Annotated in this window: 23 protein-coding genes and 1 tRNA gene; 5 read left to right on the top strand and 19 right to left on the bottom strand. The window is 65.5% G+C overall.

What is annotated here, in order from left to right; all coding sequences use genetic code 11:
* Positions 1-299 precede the first annotated feature (299 nt).
* The gene (locus RJ03_RS06780) at positions 300-1,484 is read right to left on the bottom strand and encodes a L,D-transpeptidase (RefSeq protein WP_036499067.1); all 1,185 of its coding nucleotides are present in this window, start codon (positions 1,482-1,484) and stop codon (positions 300-302) included.
* A 349-nt stretch (positions 1,485-1,833) separates the two neighbouring features.
* On the opposite strand from RJ03_RS06780, the gene RJ03_RS06775 reads away from it, so the two are divergent.
* A tRNA-Lys gene (locus tag RJ03_RS06775) sits at positions 1,834-1,906 on the top strand.
* A 572-nt stretch (positions 1,907-2,478) separates the two neighbouring features.
* On the opposite strand, the gene RJ03_RS06770 is transcribed toward RJ03_RS06775, so the two are convergent.
* Both RJ03_RS06770 and RJ03_RS06765 read right to left on the bottom strand, forming a co-directional pair.
* Positions 2,479-3,963 carry a UbiD family decarboxylase gene (locus RJ03_RS06770; protein WP_218000928.1) on the bottom strand — a complete coding sequence of 495 codons (1,485 nt, stop codon included), beginning with the start codon at positions 3,961-3,963 and terminating at the stop codon, positions 2,479-2,481.
* Between the two features lie 17 nt (positions 3,964-3,980).
* Positions 3,981-4,619, bottom strand: a complete 639-nt coding sequence (locus tag RJ03_RS06765) for a UbiX family flavin prenyltransferase (RefSeq protein WP_506329925.1) — start codon at positions 4,617-4,619, stop codon at positions 3,981-3,983.
* 78 nt (positions 4,620-4,697) lie between these two features.
* Between RJ03_RS06765 and RJ03_RS06760 the strand changes: the two genes are divergently transcribed.
* Entirely contained in the window at positions 4,698-5,150 is a 453-nt protein-coding gene (locus tag RJ03_RS06760) for a MarR family winged helix-turn-helix transcriptional regulator (RefSeq protein ID WP_051024397.1), read from the top strand.
* Between the two features lie 30 nt (positions 5,151-5,180).
* Here RJ03_RS06760 and RJ03_RS06755 read toward each other — a convergent pair whose 3' ends face one another.
* Positions 5,181-6,023 carry an HpcH/HpaI aldolase/citrate lyase family protein gene (locus tag RJ03_RS06755; RefSeq protein WP_036499059.1) on the bottom strand — a complete coding sequence of 281 codons (843 nt, stop codon included), beginning with the start codon at positions 6,021-6,023 and terminating at the stop codon, positions 5,181-5,183.
* A gap of 49 nt (positions 6,024-6,072) precedes the next feature.
* Entirely contained in the window at positions 6,073-7,536 is a 1,464-nt protein-coding gene (locus RJ03_RS06750; RefSeq protein WP_051024396.1) for an NAD-dependent succinate-semialdehyde dehydrogenase, read from the bottom strand.
* Between the two features lie 171 nt (positions 7,537-7,707).
* On the opposite strand from RJ03_RS06750, the gene RJ03_RS06745 reads away from it, so the two are divergent.
* Positions 7,708-8,097 carry an SRPBCC family protein gene (locus RJ03_RS06745; RefSeq protein ID WP_036499056.1) on the top strand — a complete coding sequence of 130 codons (390 nt, stop codon included), beginning with the start codon at positions 7,708-7,710 and terminating at the stop codon, positions 8,095-8,097.
* Positions 8,098-8,103: 6 nt separating this feature from the next.
* Here the strand turns inward: RJ03_RS06745 and RJ03_RS06740 are convergent, their stop codons facing one another.
* On the bottom strand, positions 8,104-9,240 hold the full coding sequence (locus RJ03_RS06740) for a PucR family transcriptional regulator (protein ID WP_157163358.1): 1,137 nt from the start codon (positions 9,238-9,240) through the stop codon (positions 8,104-8,106).
* Positions 9,241-9,429: 189 nt separating this feature from the next.
* On the opposite strand from RJ03_RS06740, the gene RJ03_RS06735 reads away from it, so the two are divergent.
* Both RJ03_RS06735 and RJ03_RS06730 read left to right on the top strand, forming a co-directional pair.
* On the top strand, positions 9,430-10,434 hold the full coding sequence (locus tag RJ03_RS06735; protein WP_051024395.1) for a 5-oxoprolinase subunit B family protein: 1,005 nt from the start codon (positions 9,430-9,432) through the stop codon (positions 10,432-10,434).
* A complete protein-coding gene (locus RJ03_RS06730; protein ID WP_051024394.1) occupies positions 10,431-11,423 on the top strand; it encodes a 5-oxoprolinase subunit C family protein in 993 nt (330 codons plus the stop codon). The genes RJ03_RS06735 and RJ03_RS06730 overlap by 4 nt, the downstream gene beginning before the upstream one ends.
* A gap of 49 nt (positions 11,424-11,472) precedes the next feature.
* Here the strand turns inward: RJ03_RS06730 and RJ03_RS06725 are convergent, their stop codons facing one another.
* The 13 genes from RJ03_RS06725 to RJ03_RS06665 are packed head-to-tail and all read right to left on the bottom strand — an operon-like array spanning position 11,473 to position 21,249.
* Positions 11,473-12,441: a 5-oxoprolinase subunit C family protein gene (locus RJ03_RS06725; RefSeq protein ID WP_036499051.1), complete on the bottom strand. Its 969-nt coding sequence runs from the start codon at positions 12,439-12,441 to the stop codon at positions 11,473-11,475.
* The gene (locus RJ03_RS06720) at positions 12,431-13,321 is read right to left on the bottom strand and encodes a 5-oxoprolinase subunit B family protein (protein WP_036499049.1); all 891 of its coding nucleotides are present in this window, start codon (positions 13,319-13,321) and stop codon (positions 12,431-12,433) included. The genes RJ03_RS06725 and RJ03_RS06720 overlap by 11 nt, the downstream gene beginning before the upstream one ends.
* Positions 13,314-14,675 carry an acetyl-CoA carboxylase biotin carboxylase subunit gene (locus tag RJ03_RS06715; protein WP_036499046.1) on the bottom strand — a complete coding sequence of 454 codons (1,362 nt, stop codon included), beginning with the start codon at positions 14,673-14,675 and terminating at the stop codon, positions 13,314-13,316. Before RJ03_RS06715 ends, RJ03_RS06720 begins: the two co-directional genes overlap by 8 nt.
* 4 nt (positions 14,676-14,679) lie before the next feature.
* Positions 14,680-14,925, bottom strand: a complete 246-nt coding sequence (locus RJ03_RS38270; RefSeq protein ID WP_036499043.1) for an acetyl-CoA carboxylase — start codon at positions 14,923-14,925, stop codon at positions 14,680-14,682.
* Between the two features lie 41 nt (positions 14,926-14,966).
* Positions 14,967-15,683, bottom strand: coding sequence for a 5-oxoprolinase subunit PxpA (locus tag RJ03_RS06705; protein WP_083870632.1), 717 nt, complete (start codon positions 15,681-15,683; stop codon positions 14,967-14,969).
* A 12-nt stretch (positions 15,684-15,695) separates the two neighbouring features.
* On the bottom strand, positions 15,696-15,905 hold the full coding sequence (locus RJ03_RS06700) for a tautomerase family protein (RefSeq protein WP_036499038.1): 210 nt from the start codon (positions 15,903-15,905) through the stop codon (positions 15,696-15,698).
* Positions 15,906-15,918: 13 nt separating this feature from the next.
* Entirely contained in the window at positions 15,919-16,254 is a 336-nt protein-coding gene (locus RJ03_RS06695; protein WP_036499035.1) for a Rieske 2Fe-2S domain-containing protein, read from the bottom strand.
* A gap of 10 nt (positions 16,255-16,264) precedes the next feature.
* Complete coding sequence (locus RJ03_RS06690) at positions 16,265-17,359, bottom strand: 2Fe-2S iron-sulfur cluster-binding protein (RefSeq protein WP_051024393.1); 1,095 nt, start codon at positions 17,357-17,359, stop codon at positions 16,265-16,267.
* Between the two features lies 1 nt (position 17,360).
* The gene (locus RJ03_RS06685) at positions 17,361-18,347 is read right to left on the bottom strand and encodes an aromatic/alkene monooxygenase hydroxylase subunit beta (RefSeq protein ID WP_036499032.1); all 987 of its coding nucleotides are present in this window, start codon (positions 18,345-18,347) and stop codon (positions 17,361-17,363) included.
* Entirely contained in the window at positions 18,344-18,682 is a 339-nt protein-coding gene (locus tag RJ03_RS06680) for an MmoB/DmpM family protein (protein ID WP_036499029.1), read from the bottom strand. The genes RJ03_RS06685 and RJ03_RS06680 overlap by 4 nt, the downstream gene beginning before the upstream one ends.
* Complete coding sequence (locus RJ03_RS06675) at positions 18,683-18,943, bottom strand: toluene-4-monooxygenase system B family protein (RefSeq protein ID WP_036499026.1); 261 nt, start codon at positions 18,941-18,943, stop codon at positions 18,683-18,685.
* 27 nt (positions 18,944-18,970) lie between these two features.
* On the bottom strand, positions 18,971-20,467 hold the full coding sequence (locus tag RJ03_RS06670; RefSeq protein WP_036499022.1) for a YHS domain-containing protein: 1,497 nt from the start codon (positions 20,465-20,467) through the stop codon (positions 18,971-18,973).
* 50 nt (positions 20,468-20,517) lie between these two features.
* Entirely contained in the window at positions 20,518-21,249 is a 732-nt protein-coding gene (locus RJ03_RS06665; protein ID WP_051024409.1) for a hypothetical protein, read from the bottom strand.
* Between the last annotated feature and the right edge of the window lie 870 nt (positions 21,250-22,119).

Genomic DNA, 22,119 nt, shown 5'->3' with positions numbered 1-22,119 from the left:
ACCCTTCAGCAAGTCGAGACCGAATCGCACCGGGGAGCCGTCGCCAACCACGCAGCGGAGCGGCAATCGCTCCGGAAGAGCCACGAACACAGGCGATTTCGGGAAGCCGCAGCACCGTGCACCTCGGTCCCGATGTCACCGAAACATCGATTGGCGGGCGCAAGTGTAGCGTCCGGTCGCCGGACGGCGGTTGTACCGGCTCGGCGTTGCCGGAGATCGAGGTGATAATGCGAGCCGCCCCGAGGCCCCGACGAAGAGCGGGCCTTCCGGATGTCCGGAAGGCCCGCTGTAGGCGTCGGTCAGCGGTTGGTGTCGGCGTTGCCGGCCTTCCACTCCGCCCACGAAATGTTCCAGTCGCCGAGTCCGTCGACACCGGACAGGGTGTCACCGACGGTGTTCTTGACGATCGCGATATCGCCGCGCTTGGCGTTCTCGTAGACCCAGCGGGCGTCTTCCGGACTCAGGTTCAGACAGCCGTGGCTGGTATTCGAATAGCCCTGCTGGCCGACCGACCAGGGTGCCGAATGCATGAAGATGCCGCTGTAGGACATGCGTGTCGCCCAGTCGACCGGGGTGCGATACCCGTTGGGGCCGGTGGCGGCGACACCGTAGGTGGACGAGTCCATGATCATGTGGTCGAACTGGTCGCCGATGATGTAGATGCCGTTCTGGGTGGGCGTGGAGTCCTTGCCCATCGAGGTCGGCATCGTTCGAATCACCTGGCCGTTGCGTTCGACGGTGACCATCTTGGTGTTGTCGTCGGCGGTGAAGACCATCGGATCACCGATGGTGAAGCTGGAATGGATATCGGAGTCACCGATCAGGCCGCCACCCAGATCGCGGCCGTAGGTGTTCACATCCACCGTGACCTTGGTTCCCGGAGCCCAGAAATGCTCAGGGCGCCAACGCACTTCGCGATTGTTCACCCAGTAGAACGCGCCCTCCACCGCCGGTGTCGTAGTGATCTTGATCGCATCCTGCGCGACGTGGCGATCCGGAATGTTCTCGTCGAACTGGATCGCGACCGGCTGCCCGATTCCCACGACCTCGTTCTCCCCGGGCAGCAACCACGGATGCGTCTTGTTGCGCGGCGCGAGGGTGGTGAAACTGATGGTCGTCGAGGTAGTCCCACCGATCCCCACCGCCTCGGCCCGCAGGCGATACGTGCGGTTGAAGCCGAGCTGTTCGGTCACTTGCCACGAGGTCCCGTCGGGCGCGATCTGCCCGGCCACCGGAGTGCCGTCCGGTGTGAGCAACGTGACAGCGGTCAATTTCCCGTTGTCCACCTTCACCGGAATCGGATCGGCCGGCGAAACTCCGACGGCGCCATCGGCGATCGGCGTCAGCACCTTCGGTGTGACCAGGTCGATGGCCGAATTCGCCTCGATCACCGATCCACTTCCCGTTGCCCCGGAATCACTGCATCCGGTCACCGCGAGGGCGAGCATCGACACCATGCCCAACCACCCCGCCACCACTTTCATCCGCCGCGAGCCTCGACGTCCGCCCATGTGCAACCCCGTTTCATGCCTCGTGCGCAACCGGGAAGCCCAGCCACGCTGCTCAACCCACCACGCATGCGGGGATCGGTCGAGACCACGCCCACCCATTCTGCCAGGTGGAAGGATCGCAACCGGGTGAACACGACGAGCCGGCCCCGCACACTCTTGCCCGATTCATCCCTTCCGGCCCGCCAACCGTTACCGCATTCACGCAAGATCACCATCCCCCCTCGAACAGCCTTTGAACAGCCGATTTCACTTTCCGCCTACCCAACTGTTATGGTTTCTCCCGCACCGGAACGGAGCCTGCAGGCCCGATCCGGAGGTCCAAGCGCCATTAGCTCAATTGGCAGAGCAGCTGACTCTTAATCAGCGGGTTCGGGGTTCGAGTCCCTGATGGCGCACTTAAACTACCAGGTCAGACTAGTTTGACCGGACTGCGAGGCCTCCATTTTGGGGCGGCCACCAAAAATACACCAAGAGATGCCGACCTATGCTTGTCGGTGCTTGGTTCCGTCCAACCCCCTTCTACGGCGCCGTCCACACGCGGCTGTTATCTCCGGGTGCCATCGCACGAACACGGCGCTCGTTGATGCCGGGGCGCACCGGTCACCGCCCGACCGTAGCGACGGACACGCTGTTCCGCTGAGCTGGAGTTCGCAGGCGATCCGGTGCGGAGTTGAACTCTCGTCCGCATCGACGCGGCGCGAACGTGATATCGCTCGAATCCGGCGCCGGTCTGGCGAACGCGACGATCCAGCAGCGGCTGGTGCCGGCCGCTCCTGCCGAATCGTCCATGTCATGTATCGAAGTTGGCCAGGTTGTGCAGATCCACGCGGGGGTTTCGGGCGCATCCTGACTTACAGCGAAGACGCGCAGCGTAATCGGACAACTTCGGTCGCAGGCAACGACGCCTGCAGCGGGCCGCCGACGATGTCGGCTCCGGCCGAGCCTCCGACCGGTGAGCATCGCGCTGTCACCGCGAGCCGGAATCGGAGAACCCGTAGCTCGTCCAGTTCGCGAGGACCTGCTGCCGCACCTGAGCCGGATAGGAGCCATGGAAGGACGCGGTCGTGCCCGGAGCCCGGCCCTCGAACTGACAGGGCAGCAAACAACTGAGGACCGCCTTTCCACCGCGGCCGGTGCGAACCTCCGCTTCGGAAAGGTAGGGAACCATGGGGATTCCGGGCGCCTCCGGGTAGAGGTACTCCCCTGTCCCCGGGTGGTATCGGGTGGCCATGGCCCAGGTGACCTGGTTTATGTCGGTGATGTCGATGTCATCGGCGACCAGCACCACCTTCGGGATCAGCCACCCGGCGTGAGACCCGAAGAACACCTCGGATACCGCGTCGGCCAGCTCGCGTTCGGTCATGGTGCTCGCGGCGAGCCGTTCGACATCGATTGCGACGACGATCCAGCAGGTCGCGGCCTCGTACGAGCACCAAGCCATGGTGACCGGAAGCCCGCTCGAGCGCAGGAGATCCAGGCTTGTCGCCGATATCATCGTTCCCCAGATGGTGTGATTTTCCTCCGGAGGGAGACCCGCCACGCACACCGGCAGAATCGGATCATTGCGGTGCATGATCTTCTCGACGTGAAAGACGGGTTGCCGCTTGCTGTGCGCGAAGGAATATCCGTGATATTCCCCCATCGGGCCTTCCGGAGCGGTGTCGTGCGGATCGATCCAGCCCTCGAGCACGATTTCGGCATTGGCCGGAACCTGCAGTCCCGTGAGGTCGGTCCGAATCACCTCCACCGGATCTCCGGTCAGCGCGCCGACATAGCCGTCCTCGCTGACATGGGCGGGTAACGGCATGCCCGCGGCGGCCAGCGCGGCCGGTGGGGCGCCGAGCACCATCGCCCACGGCGTGCGCAACCCGCGGTCGCGCCACATCGTGTGAATCATTCCGATGTGCTGTTGCGGCATCGCCGGACCGACCAACGTGTTGCGGCCGTGCAGCATCGTGCGGGCCACCGACCAGCTCGTCCACTCACCGTCCGGAGTTCGCACCACATGGAAGCCGTAGGTCCCGAAATACCGGCCCCCGTCCTGCTCGTGCAGCAGCGGCACGGGGAATCGCTCGAGGTCTACGTCCGCACCCTGCACGACGTTTTCCAGGCATGGGCCGTCCTCGACGACACGTGGTGAGAGAGGTTCGGAATGCATGGCCTCGATGAGTTTTTCGAGCAGAGCCCGCGGTTTCGTGTCGCGAGACAGGTCCAGATGCGCGGCGATACGACCGTAGGCTTCGGCCTCCGGCCGACTCATGCCCGCCGGTGCGCCGAGCAGCCGGAAACCGGGCTCTCCGGCCGAAAGATTCGCAAACAACGGTGCGGGGCTGCGGGTTTCGTATACCCTGCGCGTCACCGCGCCGACTTCCAGATGCGGGTCGACCGATCGCCGAATGTCGACGGCATCCCCCGAGGCGAGCAACTCCTCGACGAAATCCCTGAAGTTCAAGGCACTTCCGCGCTGTGTCACGCGACCACCGCCTCGTGTTCGGCGGTGCCGGAAACGGTGGCATGCGGTGGCGTCGGTCGCATCCCCTCCCACCGGCGAGCCAGCGGCGCCTCGAGATCGAACTGATCGAGGATGCGCACCACCAGGTGGTCGACGACATCGGCGATGGTCGCGGGCTGGTTGTAGAACGCCGGGACCGGCGGCATGATCGTCGCTCCGGCGCGCGCCACTTCGGTCAGATTCTCGAGGTGGACCACCGACAGCGGCGTCTCCCGCGCCACCAGGACCAACCGGCGACGCTCCTTCAGCATGACGTCCGCGGCCCGCGCGATCAGGCCCTCGCCGTATCCGATGCGAATGGCGGCAACGGTTTTCATACTGCAGGGCACGATCACCATGCCGTCGACCCGGTACGAACCGCTCGCGATCGGCGCGCCTTGGTCGTCGGGGCCGTAGACCACCGACGCCAGGGACTTCAGCTCACGCAGCGAACAGTCCGTTTCCTGCGCGAGGGTGGCCCGCGCCCATCGGCTGACCACCAGATGCGTCTGGACACCGAGTTCGCCGAGCACTTCCAGTAACCGCACACCGACGGGCGCGCCCGTGGCTCCGGTCATCGCGACAACCAATTTCAACGCCCTCAACTCCTTCGGCACATTTAGGACGTACACGTCCTACTTCTCACTACGATATAGTACGCACACGTCCTAATCAATCGTGAGCCGAGGTAAGCTGTGGCACGAAAGAGCCCGAACGACGTCACCGCGCGTGCCGCGATCGAGGGAGTGGGCCCCCTGGCTCGCCGACTCAACCAGGCATACACGCGCCTGTGGCACGACCAGGTCCACCAGGACCTGACCGGCCCACAGTTCACCGTGCTGACCCTGCTGCACCTGCACGGCGCGATGGACCAGCGGACGCTGGGAAACCTTGCCGCCCTGGACAAGTCGACCGCCGCCCCCCTGCTGGATCGATTGCAGCGGCGCGGATTGATCCACATCGCCAAGGACACCAGCGATCGGCGGCGCAAACTGATCACCCTCACCGATGCCGGCCGGGACTCGGCAACCACCCTCGCACCGGCCGTCGTCACCATCAACACCCAGATTCTGTCCGGGCTGAGCGAAGCGGAAACAGGCCAATTCCTCAGCCTGCTGCGGCGCGTGATCGGCGACCGCGAACAATAGCGCCAGGTGCGATCGGATGCGTTGTCCGCCTCAGTGTTTCGGCATCGGACACGAATAGATCCGAGCCCTGTCGAGTACGCTCCGGGCGCGCGCCAACTGTGGCCGATAGGAGCCGTCGCGCGAGACGTCGTCGTTGTCGAGAATGCCTGTCGCCCAGATGATATCACTGTGAGACGGCGACAGGTCCCGGTTGACGAGAGTGACCTGCCCCTCCCGTAGGCAGATTCTCGCCGTCATGCCCAGCGCCGATGCCGCGGCGGTGTCGGCGTGCAGCCTGTCCTCGTCCTCGCTGACGGTGGGTCCGTCGATGGGCCCGGGCAGTCCCGCCGCCCGGCTGGCCACGGTGAGCCTGCTGCGCGCGTAGGCCATTGCCGCGGCCGAGTCGCTCATTCCGGTATCGAGCCGGAAATCGCCGCTGCCGAAGGCCAATCGAGCGGTCGCGGACCTGGCCGCTACGGCTGCGGCGGCTTCGATTCCGGCGGCCGATTCCAGCAACGCCACGATCGGCGTGCCCGGGGACAGTGCCGCCGCAGTGGCGTCGATCTGGCCCGCGTGTTCGACTTTGGCCAGCACCACCCCGGCCAGCTCGGGCAGGCTGCCGAGCTCGGCCAGATCGTCGGCCCAGTACGGGGTCTCGACATCGTTGATGCGCACCCACGCCCGGCGGCCCGAGCGAATCTGTTGCGCCACAATGGTTCTCGTCTCCGCCTTCAGCTCGGCGGGCACCGCGTCCTCGAGGTCGAACACCACGACATCGGCCGACGAAACGACCGCCTCGTCGACCGCGTCGGGCCGGTGCGCCGCGACGAGCAACCACGAGCGGGCATAGTCGAACGAAATGCCGGTCGGCGAGGGCGATGCGGTCGTTGTCATCGATGAACCTCCGTTATCGATCCAGTGAGCGTTGTCCGGCCTCCGGCGTTCAGGGCGCGATCCCGACATATTTGGTCGACAGGTACTCCTCGATGCCCTCGGTCCCGCCTTCGCGCCCGAAGCCCGAGTGTTTGATGCCGCCGAAGGGCGCGGCCACGTTGGACACCACCCCCTGATTGACCCCGACCATGCCGAATTGCAGGTTCTCCGCGACGTCGATGACGCGAGAGATGTTGTCGGAGAAGATGTATGACGCGAGACCGTATTCGGTGTCGTTGGCCATGGCGATCGCCTGCTCGTCGGAGGTGAAGACCGAGATCGGCGCCACCGGACCGAACAATTCCTCGCGCACGATATCGCCGTCACCCACTTCGGTCAGCACCGTCGGCTCGAAGAAGTAGCCCGGACCGGGCCGGGCGGAGCCGCCGGTGAGTATCCGGGCGCCCGCCTCGACCGCATCGTCGACCAGCCGCTGCACCTTGTGGCGAGCACGCTGGTCGATCATCGGCCCCACCTCGACCCCCGCCTCGGTGCCGGGCCCCAGACGCTGTGCCGCCATCGCCTTCGCGAAACGCGTCCCGAACTCCTCGGCCACGGATTCGTGCACGAGAATGCGATTGGCTGCCGTGCACGCCTGTCCGATATTGCGCATCTTGGCCACCATCGCCCCGGCGACGGCGCGATCGAGGTTCGCATCGTCGAACACCACGAGCGGTGCGTTGCCACCCAATTCCATCGACAGCCGCAACAGCTGGTCACTGGCCTGCGCCATGAGAAGCTTTCCGACCGCGGTCGATCCGGTGAACGTCAATTTCCGCACGCGGGGATCACGCAGCAGCGGCGCGACCGTCTCCGCAGCCCGCGTGGTGGTGACGACGTTGAGAACTCCGGGCGGCAGACCCACCGAGCGAAGGACGTCGGCGAAGGCCAATGCGGTGAGCGGCGTTTGCTCCGCCGGTTTCAGCACCATCGTGCAGCCCGCGGCGATGGCGGGCGCGATCTTGCGAGTCGCCATGGCGAGCGGGAAGTTCCACGGCGTGATCATTACCGTCGGTCCCACCGGCTCCCGCATCGTCAGCAGTCGGGTGCTGCCTTCCGGAGACCGGGACCACTGTCCCGCGATGCGCACCGCCTCCTCGGAGAACCACCGCAGAAACTCCGCGCCGTAGCGGACCTCGCCGCGCGCCTCGGCTAGCGGTTTGCCCATCTCGGCGGTGATGAGCAGGGCGAACTCGTCGGTGCGGGCGATGACTTGCTCGTAGGCGGCCCGCAGCAGATCCGCGCGTACCCGCGGCGAGGTCTGCGCCCAGCACCGCTGGGCCGCCACGGCGGCGTCCAGGGCAGCCACGGCGTCGCCGGGGGACGCTTCGGCGACCTCGGCCAGGCAGTTTCCGGTCGCCGGGTCTTCCACCGCGAAGCAGGTCTCGCCGTCACGCCATTCGCCGCCGATGAACAGGTTCGTCGGCACCTGCTCGAGAAAGTCCTTGTCGTACACGCACGCCTCGCTTTCCATTGCGCCCGTTCCGGGAGATCTGTGGCAGTCTGGCAACGCCACGCCCGCACCGGTATGCGCCTGCTGGCGCATTGCGCGGCGCGTGACTGTCCATATCGCGCACTCCGCCTCGGGCGGACTTCGGGCACGCTGCGAGATGACGGAACACCCCTGTCTTGCAAAGGAATTCACGTGGCATCATTGCGCTCCGAAATCATCATCGATCGTCCGGCCGACGCGGTGTGGAAGGTGGTCGAGGATGTGCCCGCCATCAGTTCGTGGTTTCCGGCGATCACCGAATCCGCGGGAGACCGAACCCGCCGCACCGTGAGGTTGAGCGATGGCAGCCGCCTGGAAGAGGAGGTCGTCACCCTCGACGGCGAGCTGCGCCGGCTGCAGTACCGCGTGGTGGGTGGTGACCTTCCGGTAGCGAACCACCTCGGTACCGTCGATGTGATCGAACTCGAAGCCGGTCGGGCGCTGGTCGTCTACAGCACCGACATCGAGCCGGCGGAGTTGGCCGACGCGTTCGGTCCCGCCTGCGCGCAAGGGCTGGCGGGACTGCGCGACGCGGTGTCCTGAGTCGCGCTACTGCCCCGGATGCAACTGCAAGGCGAACCACAGTTCGGCGCGCACGGTCGGATCGTCCAGATCACGCCCGAGTGCCTCGGCGATGCGGGTCATCCGGTAGCGCAAGGTGTGCCGATGGATGCCCAGCATGTTGGCCGAGGCGTCGGCTTGTCCGTTGTGCGCCAGGAAGGTTCGCAATGTCTGGGCGAAGTCGACCTTGGATCCTTGGTCGAGGGCGGTGATCGGGGCCAGGGTCGCCTGCGCCCACGCTCGCGCGTCCGGGCCGGTGAGGTGCCGCAGCAGGCCGGCCTCGGAAACATCCCGGGCCATGTAGAGCTTGCCCGGCTGGTCGGGGGCGGCTTCGAACACACCCGTCACGCGATTCCACGCGGTCGGCAGGTCCTGCGCCCCGACCGGCTCGCTGACCGCACCCCGCCCGTGCGGGACGCGGCGCAGGATCGCTTCCAGCGTGCGGACATCGCCCTCCGCAGTGGGCAACACGATCCCGACTCGGCCCGGTCGAAGTTCGGCGATCACCGTCTCGATCCGCCGCAGCGCCTGATCTTCCTCGGCCGTCTCGAGCAGTTCGCGGGCATAGCCGCGCGGCACCCCGAGCAGCGCTGCCCGGACGGGACCGACCGGTACCGGCACCCGCAGGATCTGGCTGGTCGTTCGGGCGACATCGGCGTGCCCGTCCAGCAGTAACCGCAAGACGGCAAGCCGGTTGTCACGCGCGGCCCGGCGCAGTTCGTCGGCGCGGTGCAGATCCTCGGCCAGCAGATAGGTCGCGGTATCCACGAGGGAGCGTTCGATCGGAGTGAGGGCAGTGGCCCGGCCGTTGGCGACATAACCGCGAATGCGGCCCGCCACGCCGATCGGCCGGATCGACACCGATTCGCCGGGGATGTTCAGCGACATCGTGGCGGCCCGCGCCTGCGTGGTGAACCGCGGCAATTCGGATTGGATGAGCGCAAGATGGGCGCGGGCACCGTCGGGTATCGAGGCGAGCAGGGCACCGGCGCCGTCGAGCAGCAGCACCCAGCCGCCGATCGTGTGGGCCACTCGTTCGGTAATGCCGCGCGCGCCCTGAGCGGCCACCGCCGCCCGCACCAGTTCACGATGTGATCGGGCCACCGAATCAGGGGAGTCTGTCATCTGCGGCGACGATCCTTTCTGACTGGTGCGGACAAGGATGCGGCATATTTCCGCGAAACACTGCTGTCCGACACGGCCCATGGCGTGGCCCGATGTTGTACACAGCGGTACATTGCGCGATCGTCGATTGCGCTCATTATTCAATCAAGCACACGATGCGGCGGGCAGGTCGGCTAGAAAGGACGGGAAATGTCGGTGTCTCGGGCGATACTTCGCACGCTGGCGGGCGATTCCACGCGGCCGGCGATGCATGTGAAGCAAGCGGGCGACAATCAGATCCTCATCGAATACGACGACATGGAACTCGACCTGCGGCTCAACTTCCGTGTGCAGGCACTGCGCCGCGCCCTCGTGGACCACCCCATCGACGGAGTGACCGAAACGGCGCCCGGATTTCGTTCGGTGATGCTCGCCTTCGACCCCGGCCGGATCGCACGCCCCAGGCTGCTGGATGAAGTGGTCGAACGCGAGAAGTCCACGCCCGATACCGAATCGCTCGTGCTGAGCAGTCGCACGGTCACCTTGCCGATCGCCTTCGACGACGAAATGACGCGCGAAGCGGTCAGGAGGTACCGGATCACGACCCGCAACGACGCCCCCAATGTCAGCGACGGGGACAATATCGACTACATCGTCCGGTACAACGGATTTCTCGGCCGCGAGGATTTCTTCGACCGATTCGTCGCGGCCACCTGGTGGAATGCGTTCATCGGCTACTTCCCGGGACTGCCGTCGTTGTTCTCGCTGGATCCGCTCACGCAGATCTCGGTTCCCAAATACAACCCGGCGCGCATGTGGACCGCTGAGGGAGCGGTTGGGATGGGTGGCCCGTGCGTGGTGCTGTATCCGGTGGAAGCACCGGGCAGCTACCAGGTTTTCGGCCGCACCCTGCCGCTGGGTGGCCGGAATTTCGGTGCCGACGCCGGAGATTCGGCGCAGTCGAACGAAACAATGGACGCGGCAAGCGATTTCAACCTGTTCCGCATCGGCGATCGGGTGAACTTCACCAGAGTGACCGAGAAGGAGTTGCTCGCATTGCGGCTCAAGGTGTTCGAAGGGACCTACGACTATCGGATCGAGGCCGGTGAGTTCGTGGTGGCGGAGTATCTCGACGAAGTCGGGCGGCTCGCCTCCAGGGCCGCCGTGGTCGCCGCCGAGCGGCGTCGTGCGGCCGAGAGCGTGAGGGTGCCGTGACGACACATCCAGCGATCGAGATCATCGATCCCGGTTTGCAGACCACCGTGCAGGCCTGGCCGGGGCGGCGGGGCCTGCGGTCGCTGGGGTACTCCCCCTCCGGGCCGATGGATCATCTGTCGATGCGTGCCGCCAATGCCCTGGTCGGGAACCCGGTCGGCGCGCCCGCCCTGGAGGTACCGAAGATCGGCCTGTCGGTGGCGTTTCTCCTCGACACCCAGATCGCGGTCGCGGCCCCCGACGGCGCCGGGATCTTCGTCAACGACGCCGCGGTGCCGGCCTGGGAAACGATCGACGTGCGGTCCGGGGACGTGCTGCGGGCCGATGGATCGACCGGCGCGGGCTTTCGGCTGTATCTCGCCGTCCGCGGCGGGCTGGCGGTGCCGGAGGTCTACGGATCGAGTGCGACATCGCTGATCGCGGGGATCGGCGGGGTGGAAGGCCGGGCGCTGGTCCGTGGTGATCTGCTCGCCACCCGCGGCGCACAGCCCATCGTGCGCCGCCGGCTGCCCGCGTCGATGCGGCCACGGTTCGTCACCGACTGGGAGATCGAGATCATCCAGGGCCCGCACGCCACCCCCGATTACCTCACCGTCGAGGACTGGTCGGAACTGGTTGGCACGCAGTGGCGCGTGGATCTGAATTCCGACCGGATCAGCACCCGCCTCAATCCGCACCGCTTCACCTGGGCGCGCCCCGACGGCGGGATCGCGGGCGGGCACCCGTCCAACGTGCTCGACGACGCATACCCGGTCGGCGGCGTCCTGGCCAACGGCGACGTGCTGACCATCCTGGGCATGGACGCGAACACCTCCGGCGGATTCGCGGTGGTGGCGACCGTGCCGCACTGTGCGCTGTGGAAGGTCGGACAGATGCGACCGGGCCGCGACACCATCCGGTTCCGGGAGATCGACTACGACGAGGCGCTCGCGTTGAACAAGCGCGTGGACTTCATGGTCGATCCGCGCCGGACCGTACCGGTGCGCTGACTCGGTGCCGGTGTGCGGCCCGCGCCCCCACCGCGGCGCGGGCCACCGCTCAGGTCAGCGCATTGGTCAAGGCCACGAAGCGCGCCTGTGACCGGCGGCGCGCGGACAGCGCGTCGTCCAGTGACACCGCCCGCAACCGGGTATTGGTGCCGGGTGCGGACTGACCGACGAGGTCCATATCGACGCTGATCACCGTGCCGACCATCGCGTACCCGCCGCCGGAGACCGCATCTCGATGCAGGATGATCGGCTCGGATCCGCTCGGCACCTGAATGGAACCGATCGGGTAGCCGGCGTCGACGATATTCGACGGATCCGAACCGGCGCCGAACGGTTGCACCCGCTCCTCGAAGTCCAATTTCGCTCCGGCATAACGGAATCCGGTTCGGTCGGCCACCGGCGTGAGCGACCATACGGTGTCGAGCAGCGTGTCGCGGCCGTCGGGTGTGAGGCGATAGTCGTAGAGGCCCAGCACGATTCGGAGTTCGACCTCCCGCGACCAGCGGGGCCGCGCCTTCTCCGGCACCGCGCGCGCGACGAAATCCGGGCCGGCGACACCGACGGGCAACGTATCACCGGCGCGCAGAATCCGGCCGTCGAATCCGCCGAGCGCACCGAGGCCGTAGGTGGACCGGGATCCGAGCACGACCGGCACATCGAAACCGCCGGCGACCGCGATGTACAACCGGGCGCCGCCCCGCACGAAGCCGAAGGACAGCACATCGCCCTCCTCGACCCGGAAGGACTCCCAGGCGGGAACTTCGATGCCGTTGACGAGGACATCGGCCTGCGCACCGGTCACCGCGACCACTGCTGGACCGGAGAATCCGAGCTTGGGACCGAGATACGGAGCCTCCAGCACGGCAGCACCGATATCGTTGCCCACCAACAGATTCGCGATCTTCGCCGACGTCTGATCCAATGCGCCCGACGGCGGGATGCCGACGTTGTACGCGCCGCTGCGGCCCAGATCCTGAACCGAGGTCGCCAGGCCGGGCTCTATGACCTCAACATGCATCGAGAGCTCCTAGGAGTCGGGCGTTGTATTCGTCGGGGCCGGCCAGGAATTCGTTGAGTTCGAAATCGACCTCGGCCCGGCGGTAGACGTCGGCGCCGCGCTCGGCGGCCTGCTCGAGTTCGCGGTACTCCTCGACATCGACGGGGCGGAACTTGACGATGTCGCCGGGACGGAACAGCACCATCGATTCGCGGAAGATTTCGTGCTGCTGCTGCGGGTCGAAGATCGGCAACGGCGTCAGCCCGAACATCTGATATCCACCCGCGCCCTTCACCGAGTAGATGCAGGCGAAACAGCCACCGTGACCGACCGTGAGCTTCGGTGTTTCGGTACGCGGCCGCAGGTATTTCGGCAGTTCGATCTGACGCTGACGTTCGACCATCTGGAACATGAACGGCAGCCCGGCCACGAATCCGACCATCGACACCAACCACGGCGACCCCGAATGCCGATCAATGAATTGCTGGACCGAATCGAGCCCCAATTCCGCGACCGCGTAGTCCACGTCGCTGCCCTCGGGGCGCTGATGGCGATCACGGAATTTGGCACCCACCTCGCGGGTGAACGGGTCGTCGTACCAGACCGGAATCTCCAGAATCCGGGTGCGAATGCTGGGTTGTTCCTGTTGCGCGACAACGGCTTCGATGTCGCGGACCACGCTTTCCAGCGTGGCCGGCTCGATGCGGTCGGGATCGAATCGAATGAGCAGCGACGCGTTCGCGGGGCAAATGTCCAGGACACCGTCCAGATCGCGTTCGCGCAAATGGGTACTCATCGCCATGGCCGTGAAGTTCGCCGCGAGGGTCATCTCCTCGGCGATCTGGACGACCAGATGCTCGTCGGCGCCCCACGAATAGCGCGAGGGGGTGTCCTCAGGCATCGCCGGCCTCCGCTCGTTCGGTCATCCACTGCTCGAGCCAGGTGGTGTGATAGGCCCCGGTCCCGAATTCCTCGGTCGCCAGCACCTCACCTATGAACGACGCCGTCGTGGTGACCCCTTCGATCACAAGCTCGTGCAGCGCGCGGTTCATGCGAGCCAGTGCCGCCGGCCGGTCGGTGCCCCATACGATGATCTTGGCCAGCATCGAGTCGTAGTACGGCGTCACCGTCGACCCGGCCTGGAAGCCGCTGTCCACCCGAACGAACGGCCCGGCAGGCAGATCGAAGCGCGCGATCGTTCCCGGGCTCGGCAGGAAATTCATCGCCGGATTCTCGGCATTGATCCGGATCTCGATCGCGTGGCCGCGCGGACTCAGATCCGTTTGCGCGAACGACAGCGGTTCGCCCGAGGCCACGCGCAGCTGCTCACCGACCAGGTCACGGCCGTAGACCATTTCGGTGACAGGGTGCTCGACCTGGATGCGGGTGTTCATTTCGATGAAGTAGTACTCGCCACGTCCTTCGTCGAACAGAAATTCCACGGTGCCCGCACCGGTGTATCCGACCGACTTCGCCAGTTGGACAGCGGATTCCGCCATATTCGCGGCGACCGCGTCGGGCAGCCCCAGCTCCCCCGCTTCCTCGATGACCTTCTGCCGGCGCCGCTGCATCGAACAGTCACGCAGTCCGAGATGCACCGCGGCCGCACCGTCGCCGAAGACCTGAACCTCGATGTGGCGGGCGCGCGGTACGAATCGCTCCAGATAGACCGAATCGCTGCCGAACGCCGCGCGCGATTCGGCCTGGGCGGTGGAGATCGCCGTGGCGAGGTCCTCGGGTCGCTCCACGATGCGGATGCCGCGGCCACCTCCGCCGGCGGCCGCCTTGATCGCGAGCGGAAACCCGATGCGCTGCGCGACCCGCTCGGCCTCGTCGATCTCGGTGACCTCTCCGTCGGAGCCCGGGACGGTGGGGACGCCGGCCGCCTCGGCACTCTTGCGGGCCGCGACCTTGTCGCCCATTTCCCGGATCGCGGCCGGGGAGGGCCCCACCCATATCGCGCCGGCTTCCAGCACCGCTCGCGCGAATTCGGCGTTCTCGGAAAGGAATCCGTACCCAGGGTGCACGGCGTCGGCACCGCTGTCTCGCACGGCCGCCATGACGGCGTCCACCGACAGATAGCTGGCAGTGGCGGGAGCCGGTCCGATCAGCACCGCCTCGTCGGCGATCCGGACGTGCTCGGCGCCGCGATCGGCTTCGCTGTGGACAGCGACCGTGGCGATACCCTGTTCCCGTGCGGCGCGGGCGATTCGAACCGCTATTTCGCCGCGGTTGGCGATCAGCAACTTGCGCATGATGTCACTTCGTTTCGATGATGGCGACCGGATCGCCGGGAGCGAGGGCGCCGTTGTCCGCCACGGTGAACGACGTCAACACACCCTGCACGTCCGCCTTGATCTCGGAGAACTGCTTCATGATCTCGACCAGTCCGATGGTCTGGCCGGCCTCGACGTTCGCACCGACCTGCACGAACTCGGGCTGACCCGGCGCCGGCGAGCGATAGAAGATTCCAGGCAACGGTGAGGTGACCTGATGCTCACTCACGGGAGTTCCTTTCGATCGGTCCGGATAAATTGTGACTGCCGTCACAACGACGATAGGACGTTGCGGACCGCTCGGGCGATCTCGCAGGCGTTCGGTGTATCGGAGTGGACGCAGACGGTGTCGACCCGCACCGGGAATTCCTCGCCGGTCACCGCCGTCGCGATGCCGTCGGTCAGTGCCCGGCGCGCGCGTTCGGTCGCCTCGTCGACCGGAGTCGCGTGCGGCCTGCGCGCGACGATCAGACTGCCATCGGAGCGATAGCCGAGATCGACATAGAACTCGGCGAAAAAGGGCACGCCTAGTTTTTCGGCCGCCTTTTCGTGCTGACTGTTCGGGATGCCGAAAATCGGGACCTCGTATTCCGCCGCGACACCGGCGATGGCTTCGGCGAGTTCCGGATCCCGCGACGACATTCCGTAGAGCGAACCGTGCGCCTTGATGTGATGCAGCGAAGCTCCCTCCGCCTTCAGGAAGGCCACGAGCGCACCGACCTGGTAGCGGACGATGTCGGCCGCCTCGTCCGGAAACAGCTTCATTTCCCGCCGGCCGAAACCGACGAGGTCGGGCAGGCCCGGGTGGGCGCCGACGGAGACACCGCCGGCCAGCGCCTTCGCCACGGTCTCATGGATGCCGGACGGATCGCCGGCATGGAATCCGCAGGCGACGTTGGCGGTATCGATGAGGCTCACGAGTTCGTCGTCGTTGCCGAAGGAATGGATTCCGAAGGACTCGCCCATATCTGAATTGAGCGTAACCATGATATTTCCTCGCTATTCGGGGTCGTTTTCGTATTCGTAGTGGTCGCAGAAAAGCCGGCCGTTGCGGCCCCAGTCCTCGCGAGTGACATCGGTGAAGATGAATTGGATGGTCTCGGGTTTACATTTCGCGATGCGGGCGATTTCGGGCGTCAGCGTCGCGACCATCTCGCGTTTCTGCTCGAGGGTTCGCCCCGGGAACCAGTCGATGCGAATGAAAGGCATATGTTCCTCCGGCTCAGGAATGGGCGATCTTCGGTGTGTCGCCGGTGGGATCGATGTAGATGTCGTCTCCGTCGATCTTCACCGGGAATTTCGCCAGCTCGGCGTGACCCGGGTTGATTCCCTGGCAGCTCGGCAGGTCGAATTGCCACAGGTGCGCCTTGCAGGTCAACGTCTTGCCCCGCAGCTCACCTTCTACCAGTTCGATCTGCTGGTGTGGGCAGATCGCTTGGGTGGCAATGACTTCCCCACCCTCCAGGTGGGCGACGAGGATCTCTTGATCGCCGACGGTGAAGGACTCCATATCGCCCTCCCACAGGTCGTCGAATGTCGTGACGAGTTCGAATGCCATGGATTGTTCCTCAGAAGAATCGGTCGAAATGAACACGTTCGGCGGGGACCTGCCGATCCAGGATCAGCAGCCGGACCACCGCGTCGGTCATCACCGCCGGGCCCGCGACATAGATCTCGTGATCGGACAGATCCGGCAGGTCGTAGGCGGCGAGGACTTCGTGGACGAATCCGCGAGCGCCGGTCCACCCGGCGGCTGGTTGTTCGGAAATCGCCTCGGAGAGAGCCGTATTCCGCAGTCGCGGTGCGATCTCGTCCACGAATGGGCGCGCGCACATATCCGCTTCGCGTCGTCCGCCATAGAAGAAGTGCAGCTGCCGCCGATCGGCGTCGGCACGAGCGGCCAGTCCGCGCGCGACCGAGACCATCGGCGCCAGTCCCGAGCCGCCGGCGATGCATACGACATCGCGTTCGGTCGGCTGCAGATGCGCGTGCCCGAACGGACCGTCCACCCGGACGTCATCGCCGACCCGCAGTTCCTCCACCAGGTGCGGTGATACCGCACCGCCGGGCACGCGCTTGATCTGAAACTGCCACCGGCCCTCGGGATTCGGCAGATTCGACATCGAGTACGCACGCTCGGCGGGCCGCTGCGGCGACAAGGTGTCGGCGCAGATGCCGTCGTGGCTCAGCATGGCGTATTGCCCCGGAAGGAATTCCGCCGGCCGATCGCCCTCGAGGGTGAGCTCGACCATGTCGTGGGTCAGTTCACGACGCCCGATCACCGTGGCGCCGAATCGGTTCGGACGCGTCCGCGCGGGTGGCCACGCCTGGTCACAAGTCAGCGCGACCGTGCAGTCGGTGCGCGGGATCGACTGGCAAGCAAGCATTTTGCCCTTGCGCCGATCGCGATCGCTGAGTCCCGGTGCCTGCGGGTTGATCTGGTCGACCTGCCCGTCCCGCAGCACGAACTTGCAGCTGCCGCAGCCGCCGCTGTTGCATTCGTAGGTCGCGGGGATCCCGCCCCGGAGGGCCGCACGCAGCAGCGTGTCGCCCTCCGGGCACTCGAAGCGATGGCCGTCGGTGGTCCGCACCGTTACCGTCGCATCGACCTGCGGCAAGGTTGCCGGAGCCAGGGGCGCGCCGGTCGTCTCCGAGCGTCGCATATCAGCCTCCGAGCGGCAGCTGGTTGCGGAAGGCGCGCGTGGCCCTGATCGCCGCCTCCGTCGCCTCGGGATTGTCGGGCAGTTCCGCACAGAAGGAGTCGATGGCGGCATCGGCCAGCGGAGCCCACCGATCCAGCCATTTCCGGATGACGGGCACGTTCTCCGGATTGGCGGCCATCATCCGCACCAGCTCGACCGACCAGCGCCGCGAACGTTCGCTGTCGCGCAACGCCGCCTCGGCGAGCAGCGCGAACAGGGTATCGCCATGGCGGCGTGCGCTGATGGCCTGCTGACGGTAGAACGCTTCATCGATGGCGGGCTTGGCGACCAGGTTCAACGCGACGAACGATTCCGCCCAATCACGGGTTGCCAGAACACATTCCATCAACTCCCGGAATCGCTGCCAGGCGGGCAACTCCTCCCACAGCGCGCGCTCGGCGGTGCCCAGACCGAACGAGGGATGCGACTGCGCCAATTCGGCTGTGCGGTAGGCGGTATGCGACAACCACCGCAGCTGGTCGGCGGCCTGGAACGCGGCGCAGTTGCTGATCGTGCTCGCCGGCGCCATATGCACGAGGTAGGCGCTGGTCATCTGCGCGGTGTGCAGCAGATACCGGCCCGGGGCGTACAGCCGGCCCAGACTGGCGACCCACTCCGAATCCAGGCTCTTGTCGTGCTCTTCCTCGTTGTGCTGGTCCAGCAGTCCTTCGATGTAGTTCTCCTGGCCGTCCTGCAGGATGTTGTAGGAGCGATATACCAGCTCATCCGGATCGCGGAAGGAATCCCAATCGTCGTGCTGGATCGGGCTGCCATTGCGGTAGCGCCGGTACCAGTCGGCCATGTAGCCCTCGTGCGCGACATCCCAGGGCTGTTCCTTGTCCCGCAGGTGCCAATGCAGATTCGTCGACACGATCTCGTACTCGCTGGGCCGACGGCGCCGGGCGGCCAGATGACTCCAGGTCTTCAGCGGGCGAAGCGATGTGGTCATGCGGATTCCTTTGTGCTGGTGGCGAAGTTGGCGAGGTAGAAGCGAACCGTTTCGGTTCCGGTCTCGATGCGGCCGACGAACGACGGCATGCTCACCTCGAGTTCACGCATCTGGAACGGGCGCCCGAGCTGCTCCTCGATCGTCGTCCGGTGCAGCACGCATTCGCCGCCGTCGACCTCGATCCGCACATAGGAGCCCCGATTGCGGACATCGACCCGTTTGCCGTCATTGTCGATGCGAGCGGCCTCGGCTACAGCCTCGGCGATCTCCCCCGCCTGGACCACGGGTCCGACCGGGTCGGAAATCGTTGTCGCGGTGCTGGATTCGTCGCTCATCTAAACCTCGCTGAAGTAGAACTCGATGGTGTCGGTCGGCTCGAGCCCGGTATCGGCGAGCTTCATATCCCGGGGATAGGGCAGGTCGGCGCCCTCCGCGCGGGCTCGGATGACCTTCCCGGGCTGATCGGGCACGTGGATGCCGACGGAATGTTCGGCGGCCGCGGCGGCGACCTGGTCGACGGTGTTCTCGGTGTCGACCGCGACCAGCTTCAGAACGAAATCGCCTTCGAATTTCGAGGAGATCGGAAACACTGACATGGCAAAGCCTCCTGGACTTTTCGAGGTTCAGCCGGCCGTGACCAGGCTGTTGCGGTAGCGGTCCACCCACGCGTAGTTGTGGGCGTCGTCGCCGCCCGCGCTGACCACGCCGAGACCCATGTATTCGAGAACGCCCTCGAGGTTCGCGGGCTGGATCTCCCCGCCGAGGAAGCGGTCGATCAGGCTGCGGTGATGCTTGTAGCGCTCGGGATCCTGCTGGAAGATCCACTTGTCCACTTCGGAGGCGAAGTGGTACTTGCGCCCTTCGTGCACCAACGTGGTGTCGTGCAGGCTCTTGCCGGGCGTGCCCACGATCGGCAGCTGGGAGACATTACAGGTGATCGGCAGGGTGCCGGGGATGGTCTTGTCGTTGCGGCCGTTGGCGAAGTTGTCGATCATGACGTCCCACACCTTGCCGAAAGTGTCGTTCCAGCCGGGATACTTCTCCTCGAGCCAGTCGCGCTCCTCCGGGCTCACGCCGGCGGCCGGATGCCACCACAGCGTCGGCCGCCAGGAGTAGGTGCCCAGATGCTGGCCGTGGTGATGCTCGTCGAGATCACGCATGAAAATGTCCCAGTACCAAGGCTTGCGCAAGCCGAGATCCTCGATCGACTTGATGAACTGGGTGACGATCCACTCCTGCATGAACTCCTTGAACGAGCTCTCCCGCACATCCAGCGGAACGTAGTAATCCATCGGAATGCCGGACAGGATGGTGAACAGCCGATACGAGCGCCAGAACGAGACGTCGATATGGTTCTGCGCCTTCTCGACCTGCCCGTGCTCGATCAGCATCTGCAACAGCGGCGTACCCAGCTGCGCGTGCCGCGCCTCATCGGATTGGATGCTCTGAATCAGCTTGGAGAAGGTGTAATCCCCGGCATTGGCCGCATCACCCGACAGACCGATGAACTGCAGATTGGTGAACCCGGTCTCGAACGCGAAATTGGCGTAGATCGAGGTGGCCACCGCGTCGCGGGTCATCATGATGTCGTCGAAATAGTGGCGGGCGCCCAGCGCGACCCAGTTGTTGGTCCACATCGTGCGATGCGACCAGTCGAACTGTCGATCCTTGTTGATGTATTCGTGCGGGAAGTACAGCTGAATCTGCCCGTGCCGCATCTCGTCGAGCATCCCGAAGGTCGCCATATTCCGCATGCCGGGCGCCTTCGACCACCGGACGAAGCGCGATTCCTGCAGTGCCGCACCGTATTCCACGAGAGCGACCGCGGCGTAGTGCTCCTTCAGGATGGAGATCCAGCCGGCGTCGGCTTTGTTGTACAGATCGTTGCGTTCCAGCGCCGCCTTGACCGAGTACGCGCCCGCGTCCTTCTGCCGCTGGACGTCGACATACTCGCGGTAGGTGACCTTGTAGGGCTCGTCATAGGTGGACCACGCCTCATCCGGAATGCCCTCGCCACCACTCATTTCCGGCGGAAACAGCTCATCGGCCGAGATGTAGGTGGGCGTCCATTCGGTGGTGCGCGCAAGGTCGTACCAGGCGCTTCGGTCGAGCAGTGCCATATCGGTCTTTCTCCTCGTCGAGTTCTTTCAGGGGCTGTGGGCGCAGACGTTCAGCTGCCGTGCGTGCTGCCGAGCGGTCCCTCGCCGCCCGGATAGCAGAAGGTGATGTCGGGTGAGTAGAAGCCGAAGGTCACGGTGAGCGGATCGGCGGGGCGCAGCGCGTACACGTCGTGGCCGGGATCGAGGAATTCGAGCGACTCGACCGTGAAACCGCCGGCCATCTCGGCTACGAACGGGTAGCGGCCGCTGACGAACCCCTCCGCGTCACGGGTGATGTAGCGCAGCTGCCCGGTCGATCGAGTGGTCGGCGAATCGTCGATCGTGGCCGTCGTCCGGATGGTCGGCTTGTTGTCGAGATACGTTGTTGCGACGACCTTTCCGGACTCGATCTCGAGTTCGGTGCGCCCCGGCCCGGTCGGTACGCCGCGTTCGGCGGCATACCGATTCATGGCTTCGGAGCTGTTGAAATAGTGCGTCCACCACCGCGCCGGCACGCCCGCCTCGGTATCGAGTCCGGCGAGATCCGCGCCGAGATAGGTCAGCGAGTACGCGCCGAACGCGTCGGCCGCCGCGGCGCCGTTGGACGTCTGCATCGGGTCGTTGACGATGTACTGATTGATGTAGCAGGCGCTGTCCGCGCGCGGGGTCAGCCCCTCGGGCACCAACTTCGCCACGGCGTGCGGATCCTCCGGAATCCACACCAGATACAGCATCTGACAATTCGCGATCAGCTGTGGCGCGTGCAGCGCGCTACCCGCCTCGCGGGTCGAGCTACTGGTCATGAACATTCCTGACTCTGTGGAGCGAATCACTGTGAAGGCAAGAATGTGTCACCGACCACAGTCCAGGATCTGCGCAACCTGGACAACTTCGATCGACGACTTGGACGATCCGGCGAAAGCCCAGGTGAGAGCCGCTCAGCACCCACCGGATCGAACCCTCCCCGAAGCTCTCTATCGAGGCACCTGCCATAGAGCAGTCGTCGGCGCCGGGCTTCGGCGTCCGGCGGCCTCGACCGCAGCGGCCGCAGCCTTGCCTATCATTGGCTCGCACCGCAGATCCGGTCGCTGTTTTCGGGCGCCATCAGCGAACCTCAGGCAGTGACGAATGACGGTTGGCTCTATCACCGTCACGGCCCGCTGCCTCCTATGAGTGAGGTTCCGGCTAATCCGGCTCACGACTGCAGAGCTAACCGGCCCCCAGGGCCGACAGCCCCAATAGGCTTGCAGCAGAGGTGACTTGGCACTGTTGCGATGGCTGGTGCCGAACTTGCTCGATACCGACATCTTCCAGGCGCAGTCGATGTATGCGTTCGCCGATTGAGGTGTCGTGATTCACCGGTGTAGCCAGGCGGTGCGCGGAAACCGATCCCCCGGAGCCTCACACCCACTGGATCAGCATCTACACAGCTGTCCGGGACGGCCCGCCACCGCAGGATTCGGTGGCGGCGGCAGTCCCGCGGCAAGTCCTGCCGAGGGTCAGCCCCAAATGCACCGGACCTGATGGAACTAAACACCGAATTGGATTGCGGACGCGAGCGTGGCACAGACTCTGCCCATCCCAAAACAACCCCAAACTTTCCGGGGAACCGTACGCGATTCCGTGACCGAACATGCAAGGTGCACAAGGACGTCGATGGCCACAAACTCGGG

This window comes from Nocardia aobensis NBRC 100429, from assembly GCF_000308375.1.
In the GTDB taxonomy this organism is placed as follows: Bacteria; Actinomycetota; Actinomycetes; order Mycobacteriales; family Mycobacteriaceae; genus Nocardia; species Nocardia aobensis.
Note: the sequence above shows the minus strand (reverse complement) of the source record. Positions and strands in the feature narration are given on the sequence as shown.